A 7,226-nucleotide genomic window follows, 5' to 3' on the forward strand; every position below is an offset into this window, starting at 1 on the left:
TTGCCGGAGAAGTTCGGCTTGGCACCGTGGGTCAGGTGGCCACCGGCGTCCAGGCTCATACCCAGAACGGTGTCGCCGGGCTTGCACAGGGCGGCATAAACGGCGGAGTTCGCCTGGGAGCCGGAGTGCGGTTGAACGTTGGCGTAATCGGCACCGAACAGCTCCTTGGCGCGCTCGATCGCCAGCTGTTCACTCTGGTCAACGTACTCGCAGCCACCGTAGTAGCGTTTGCCGGGATAGCCCTCAGCGTATTTGTTGGTCAGCTTGGTGCCCTGGGCTGCCATCACCAGCGGACTGGTGTAGTTTTCCGAGGCAATCAGCTCGATATGCTCCTCCTGGCGACGGCTTTCCTTCTGGATGGAATCCCAGATTTCGGGGTCAAAATCGGCAATCGTCTGAGTTTTGTCAAACATGAACACATCCTGAGCAGGGCGACAGGCCAGGCAACAGCCCGCCGGGGTTAAAATTGGACGCGAATTGTACACCAATCAACCAGCTCGCTTCCAAGAAAAATACTCAACCAGCGCCATAGTCTCGCTCATAAAGCGCATCCGTCTTCTGGCGGCAAAGCCCGCATGGCGTTTGACCGGCCAACGGGCCGGTGCAACAATGCCTGACAGGCCGTCGGCCTAGGCCATACCGGATATTCAGTTTCGGTTAAGCCGCCCGGCGGTATAACAGAGGCAATGCTCTATATACGAGCGAAACCTCTGGGAGGACACCCCATGAAGACATCCTGGACTACCCTGGCCACCGCCGCCCTGCTGCTTGTGCTCAGCCTGGGCGCCTGGGCCGACGACGACTACAGTCAGGCCGAACTGAATCAGATGCTGGCCCCCGTCGCCCTCTACCCGGACACCGTGCTGTCCCACATCCTCATCGCCAGCACTTATCCCCTTGAAGTGGTACAGGCGAACCGGTGGGCTCAGCGCCACCGCAATATGGAAGGCGCCGCCGCGGTGTCCGCCGCCGAGCGCGAAGGCTGGGATCCGAGTGTGACCGCCCTGGTGGCCTTTCCCGACATTCTCGAACGCATGGCGGATGATCTGGAATGGACCCAGGATCTCGGCGAGGCCTTTCTGTGGGACGAGGGCGAGGTCCTCGCCAGCGTGCAGGACCTGCGCCAACGGGCCTACGAGGCGGGCACACTGCGCACCACCGAACATCAGGAGGTGGTCATAGAGCAGAAAACCATCATTGTCGAACCCCGGGTATCCGAGGTCATCTACATTCCTTATTACGACACCCGGGTGGTGTACGGCCCCTGGCGCTGGCACCACCACCCGCCCCACCGCTGGCATCGCCCCAGTCGGGGCTACTGGAATGCGGGTATCTTCTGGAGCTTCGGCACCCGGATTGACCACCGCAGCTTCTATTTCAGCAGCTTTCACTGGCACAACCGGCACACCGTGGTGATTGACATTGACCTGCACAACCATCACCGCTTCCACTCCGGCCGCAGTGTGGTTCGCTATAAAGAAGCGCGCCGCTGGAAACACAACCCGAGCCATCGCCGCGGCGTCGAGTACCGTCGCAGCACGGTGCGTCAACGGTATGCCGCCCCGTCGCGCACCGCACGCCATTCCGGGACACGAGTGGAACGCGCCCAGCGTGTAGAGCGCATCGAACAGCGCCTGCAGAACCCCCGCAGCAGCGCCCGGAGTGAACCCCGTCGTTCGCGGGACGCTCAGGCTCGAAATGATCGGCAACAACCCCGGCTTGACCGCAGCGATACCTACCAGACCCGTCGGGAAACTCCGAACCGGATGGAACAGCGTTCTGGCGAGCGCCTGCGCGCCAATGAGCCAAACCGCGACCGTGCACAGGTGCAGCGTCAAGCCCGCGAAGAGCGTACCCGCACCACTCGCACCGAGCGCCCCTCCCGGGAGGAACGAGCCAACGCCCGCAACCTTCGGCAACCAGAACGGAGCCAGCAGAACTTTCAACGCAGCACCCGGGATCGGGTGGATGCGGCCCGCAACCGCTCATCTATCAGTGAGCGAGCTCGCCAGAGCCGAAATGAGAATGGACGCGCCGAGCGGCGGTGATCAAGTGATGGGTTAAAGTGGCTGCTACAGGGAAGCGCAGCCACTTGAAACAGAGCGGGTCACGGGAATTGGTCAATTCACAATCGTTCAGGCTGGCAGAAGTCCAGCGACGCACCCAGGAAACTGACCGCACCAGACTAAACATTAATAGCGAATAAAAGGCACTATAGCCTATTAGTATATTGACTCCCCAGGCTTCAGGTATCGCTTCAAATCCTCCTCATCGATTGGCCCTGTGATTCGCTCATTAAGGATTTCATCGTCTCGCCAGTATTCAGACAAAGTATCCATAATATTGGTCGCCCGTTTTTTTGCTTTTACCAAGCTGGATTGGAAGTCCTCTCGGTAGTGGTCAGAGACTCGGCCCCACCAGCCCCAACTAAAATTATCGAGATTCCTGAAAATACTGTGAACCTCACTAGCTACACCTTCCATGTAGCCGTTATCACCTTCGATCGCCTTTTGAATAGCTTCATCAATTCCCTTTTGCGTACCTACCAAGTTTCTTAGGACTCTATCCCGCCAAGTCTCTGGCCAATCTGAAGCGGGCCATTGATGCCAGTCACCTTGCTCAGACGATCTCTCGAAAAATGCGTCCAATGAATTCTCCAGAACTTCAATCGCTCTTCTATGCCATACAGACATTTCTTGCATGTACTCAATGCTAGAAAATTTTCTTCTCAGTAATGTCCTTTTTAAATTATCATCCATCGTAAACTACCGACCAATCCATCAAAGCGTGAATTGACATTTTCCAATCAACACCAGCCTACCAATATGGCATACCAGCCACACCAGGGAAAATAGCTAATAGGCGCTCTCTCCAGGCTTCAAGTATCGCTTTAGATCCTCCTCATCAATAGGGCCAGTGATTTCCGGAGTAAGAATTGAATCTTTGGTTTTCCATGCTCCCATCAGTTGCCGCATGATATTCGAAGCGCACTTTTTTGCCTTAACAAGATTTTTAGTGAACTCGTCTCTGTGGTGACTGGGTATGCGCTCCCACCACCCCCAACTAAAGTTGTCAAGATTCCGAAAAATCCCGTGCAAACTTCCAGAGACGCTTCTAATCGTGGAGACTTGACCTTTTCTGTAGTTCTCTATACCTCGATCAATACTCTCTTGCGTCCCCAACAAATTTTTGAGTACCCGATCTCGCCAAGTTTCTGGCCAATCCGACGGCGGCCACTGATGCCAGTCTCCATGTTCAGAAGAACGCTCGAAGAACGCACTCAACGCTTCCTTTAAACTGTCAATCGCTCGCTGATGCCACTCAGACATTTCAAGCATGTAATCAACACTTGAGAACTTTCTCGCCAGCAACTCACGTTTCATCTCTTTATCCATAGCTATGGCTCCGGCCAGTTGGTAAGGTTTGGCGATGACGCTTCGATACTGTTCGGGGAAACGAACAATTGTGTGCTACCACCTTGGAGATAGAACTCGTTTCCCGAAAATTCTTCGTAGGGCTGACCTGCAGCCGGCCCTTCCCAAGCTTTCAGTCCACCTTCTCCCACAAAATGCTCGACATAGTACCCATTATCATTCCAATCATCTTTTACAGCGTAGCCTCTGCGCCATTCAGTCTTATTGGCTGGAAGATCATAAGCCCAAAAGCCACCTGCATCGTTGTTCTTTTCATCGACTATACGATAAATCTTAGTACCTTCGGGTATATCGACTGGTTTCGCATCCACAAAGGTATCGTAGGTTTCGTAGCCATCATAGTTCAAGTTTGGCCAGCCCTGAGCGACCAAATCATCATGACCTGCAGGGGGAGCCTCAAGCCCGGTCAAGTGGTTCGGCATAGGGCCGGTTTCCGCACCCATCGGCTTCCCATCAGCCTGAAGAGTATAGGGATCGTCCGGGTTTCCGTCACGGTGATAGCGCTTATGTACTCGGTCACCAGTTTTGGGCGCCTTGACATCGGAATGCGGTTCGTAGGGCAGCTCGGCCCTGGCTGTCAGTTGAGGCGCTTGGGGCTGGTCGGTAGAAAGGCTGGTTTTCTGATCAACCGGCGCGTCGAATTCTTTCCGGAGCTTCTTTCGACGCAGCTGTCGGGCCAGATTGCGAAACAGGTGGCCCAGGCCGCGCAGCCGGCTGGCGTGGCGGAGCTGTGAGGCGGCCTGGGCGGCGTTGCCTGCGCCGGCGGTGAAGATGGCCAGCAGGGCCGCCAGGACGATTTCAAATACGCCGGCGCCGGCAAACTCGGCCCACTCAACGCTGGATTGATTGTCCGCCATCGCCTGGGCAAATTCCAGCAACATTTCCCTGGTGGGTGCATCGTCGGCGATAAAGGCGGCGATGTCGTAGGCCTCGGCGATCAGCCCCATCAATTCCCGCAGGCGCTCCTCGCAGATATCGTCCGGCTCCACGCCGAACAGGCGGGCGAGGTCTTTCTTTTGTTCGTCCTGCAGGTTCTGGTTGACGCTGTCATACCATTCCGACCAGGTCAGCTCGCCGTCCTGATAGCTTTGATAGCTGGCCCTTAGCGTATCGCCCAGGAGGTTGGCCGGACTGAGGTAATAGGAGAATTCCGCGACTTTGTAGGCCGTTTTTCCCACAAACTCAACGAACCCCACAGCGCCATTCCACGCACCACGCCCCACGGCCTGAATGTGTTCAAAAACGCGCTGCGGGCCGCCCATCTGTTCGAGTTCACGCTCGTAGGCTTCGGCTTCCAGGCGTTGATCTTCGATGATCTGGTCAAGGACTTCCTTGATCGACGCTCGGGTCGCTTCGATGCGCGCGTCCAGATCGGGTTCGGGTAATAACGTTACGCGTACATTGCCTGGCGGCAGTCCGGCCAGACACACCTGGCCCTGGTCGTTGAGTCGTCCCACCCAGACCATACCGTCGCTGTCGGTCGCCCGGAAATAGCCATACACGGCACGCCCGCTCTGAAAGCGGTACTCCAGTTCCAGCCAGTGGTTATCATCGAGGTCATCGATGTCGGGGTCCCGGCCGCCACCGACCGCAACACCTTCGCCGACTTGCGTCATGCAGCCACTCCTTCAGCCTGTAAGCAGATCGCTCCCCGATAGCTCTGGTCGGCGGAGCCATAGATGAGGTGGGTATCGTCTCCCGGCAGACTGAGCGCTGTCTGGCCCGCGAGAGCCACCAGTACGGCGCCTGTCGCGGCGCCGATATCACCGTAATACTCGGCGGGGTGATGCACCTTGGGATCGTCGAACAGGTGGTGGTTGCGGGTCAGTGCCACACCCAACTCTTTGCCCCAGTAACGTTCGCCGTTCGCACTGCTGTAGATGTTCTTGATGGTCCGCTGCGTTGGACGCCCCGCCAGGGCCTGCTTGAACGCCTGATCCAGGCCCTCGCCCCGGTAAGGTTTGTCACTGAACCAGTGCCCGGACTCGTAGCCAAAACCCGGCTCAGTCAGGGCGACGCGGCGGCCATTCTGAATCAGCGCCTTTTCCGGATCCGGCGTCAGGCAGAGATAACCGGCGGCTTCTCCCGGTGCAAAGGCGTCGCTTCCGGGGTGCGGGCGCAGGTGCTGAGCCGCCAAGCGCTTCTGCCCGTCGAGCATCGCCAGCAAGGGGCTGAACTGGTAGCTGTCGGCTCCACCGACCAGAACAGCGCTGTGGCCAATGTCGTAGGCATAGTGAAAGGCCAACTTGATCGCCTCAATGACTCCCGGACGGCCGACACTGACCGCGCGGGAGCGCCGGGCGTCAATGGCGCCGGGCGCCAATTGTTCGTACAGCGCGGGAAGAAAGCCGTCGCTCAGCCCGGTGGCGACACCGGGGTATACCTCGGGACCGGCATAAAGCAGGGGAATCGGCGAGCCCGCTGAGACGGGCTGGAGCGCCTGGGCGGCGGCCACCGTCGACATTGCCAACATCCGTTGCTCTCGCAGCGTCAGCTCCGGGTACTGCTCCAACAAGGTCGGCAAGAGCGGCAGGGCTTCGTCGGGCACCAATGCCTGAACGATCAACCGGCGCTTTCCGGTAAAATAGCTGCTGGTAGCGTAGCGACTGATCTGTGCGCCAGCGGCGGCCCACACCATTTCAGTAGAGCCGCCAATGGCGGTAATCATGCCGCTGCCGGCCAGATACAACACTCGGTTCTGGGTCATGGCGATTCCTGCCTTCGTTCCATGGAGTACCAGGACTGTTGCGGATCGAGCAACGCCAACTCCAACGCGGCCGCGGCGCGCTGGCGTTGGGGGCCCTCCGACAGAACCCGCTGTAGATTGGCCTCGGTGACCGGCTCACCCAGCAGGAGCCGTTCACCCGGCGGATAACGGTGCTTGATCGTCTCCCAGAATACGGTCAACTTTTCGGTGTTGGGCCAGGGCAAGTGCTCATCGTCATCCATCGGGGGTACCGGTGTGTCCGGGTGATCCTGTGCTTCAGCGTCATTGAGTTGGGGGAGCTGATGGTGCAGGTCATGAGCTTGCAGATCGACGCCCGTGATCTGGTAGAACGCCTCGCCCGCCACACGAGCCAGCGACAATTGCTTCATACAGCGAAGCAACCAGGGAACCGCTTCCGGGTCGCCCAGAGCCGCGGTGGCGATCACGGATAGTCGGGCCGCGTCCGGCGAGGTTTGGCCGAATAGTTGCGCGACCCACTGCTTGGCATCGGTACTCGGCAACACACGCATGGCCAAGATCAACGCGTCGCACTGCCGGGGGCCCGACTGCAAGGCAAACGGCATGAGCATTCTCGCTGCTGACCGATCGCCCAACAGAATGGCCGAGCGGCAGGCCTCAAACGTGACCCCCGGCTCGCCACCCTCGCGCCCTTCCGCCAGGAACGGTGAGAGGTCACGACGCTTGAAAACGCCGACGCAGTGCAACGCTTCACCGTGCAGCAAACTGTCAGCACGACAGTCGTTCCGGCGCAGGATCCGGGTCAGAAAGTCGCAGGGGTCCTCGCCACGGGCCCGGCAGGTTGCCAGTGCCAGACGCTTGTGAATGTGCTCCTTACTGATGAAAAATTTACGCACCCAGTCGTGGCAGTAACGGCCGGGCAGCCAGGTCAGCGCCGACACCAGCGCGGCGAATCCCGCCCCATCCTGTAACCCCGCTTCTACCGCTTGCTGAATACACCCCACTTCCAGTGTACGAAACGCCACGGCGGCCGCCGCAAACACCTCACCTGGCCCCGCATGAGCCAGGGCGCTCTGACAGGCGGCCCAGGCTCGCTCTGGGGCCTG

The 7,226-nt window shown here is 58.7% G+C and carries 6 protein-coding genes and 1 pseudogene; 1 reads left to right on the plus strand and 6 read right to left on the minus strand.

Annotated elements, in window-relative coordinates; translation table 11 throughout:
* A pseudogene (gene glyA / locus B3520_RS04940) lies at positions 1-413 on the minus strand (serine hydroxymethyltransferase); the annotation flags it as partial.
* A 312-nt stretch (positions 414-725) separates the two neighbouring features.
* Here glyA and B3520_RS04945 point away from each other — a divergent pair.
* The gene (locus B3520_RS04945) at positions 726-2,048 is read left to right on the plus strand and encodes a DUF3300 domain-containing protein (RefSeq protein WP_286806287.1); all 1,323 of its coding nucleotides are present in this window, start codon (positions 726-728) and stop codon (positions 2,046-2,048) included.
* Positions 2,049-2,222: 174 nt separating this feature from the next.
* On the opposite strand, the gene B3520_RS04950 is transcribed toward B3520_RS04945, so the two are convergent.
* The 5 genes from B3520_RS04950 to B3520_RS04970 form a co-directional block, all read right to left on the minus strand.
* Positions 2,223-2,759 carry a hypothetical protein gene (locus B3520_RS04950; protein WP_286806285.1) on the minus strand — a complete coding sequence of 179 codons (537 nt, stop codon included), beginning with the start codon at positions 2,757-2,759 and terminating at the stop codon, positions 2,223-2,225.
* Positions 2,760-2,855: 96 nt separating this feature from the next.
* Positions 2,856-3,395 (minus strand): hypothetical protein, encoded by a 540-nt coding sequence (locus B3520_RS04955; protein WP_286806283.1) that lies wholly within the window; start codon positions 3,393-3,395, stop codon positions 2,856-2,858.
* 2 nt (positions 3,396-3,397) lie between these two features.
* Positions 3,398-5,050 (minus strand): hypothetical protein, encoded by a 1,653-nt coding sequence (locus B3520_RS04960; RefSeq protein ID WP_286806282.1) that lies wholly within the window; start codon positions 5,048-5,050, stop codon positions 3,398-3,400.
* Entirely contained in the window at positions 5,047-6,141 is a 1,095-nt protein-coding gene (locus B3520_RS04965; protein WP_123639113.1) for a hypothetical protein, read from the minus strand. Before B3520_RS04965 ends, B3520_RS04960 begins: the two co-directional genes overlap by 4 nt.
* On the minus strand, positions 6,138-7,226 hold a 1,089-nt coding region (locus B3520_RS04970), incomplete at its 5' end, for a TIGR02270 family protein (RefSeq protein WP_286875540.1). The genes B3520_RS04970 and B3520_RS04965, both read right to left, overlap by 4 nt.

Origin of the sequence: Marinimicrobium sp. UBA4509 (genome assembly GCF_002388575.1) — a bacterium.
GTDB classification, from domain to species: Bacteria; Pseudomonadota; Gammaproteobacteria; order Pseudomonadales; family Cellvibrionaceae; genus Marinimicrobium; species Marinimicrobium koreense.

What these genes read in the sequence shown, in the direction of transcription:
- B3520_RS04965 (WP_123639113.1), bottom strand. Translation starts at nt 6,141, where the DNA reads ATGACCCAGAACCGAGTGTTGTATCTGGCCGGCAGCGGCATGATTACC.
- B3520_RS04950 (WP_286806285.1), bottom strand. Translation starts at nt 2,759, where the DNA reads ATGGATGATAATTTAAAAAGGACATTACTGAGAAGAAAATTTTCTAGC.
- B3520_RS04960 (WP_286806282.1), bottom strand. Translation starts at nt 5,050, where the DNA reads ATGACGCAAGTCGGCGAAGGTGTTGCGGTCGGTGGCGGCCGGGACCCC.
- B3520_RS04955 (WP_286806283.1), bottom strand. Translation starts at nt 3,395, where the DNA reads ATGGATAAAGAGATGAAACGTGAGTTGCTGGCGAGAAAGTTCTCAAGT.
- B3520_RS04945 (WP_286806287.1), top strand. Translation starts at nt 726, where the DNA reads ATGAAGACATCCTGGACTACCCTGGCCACCGCCGCCCTGCTGCTTGTG.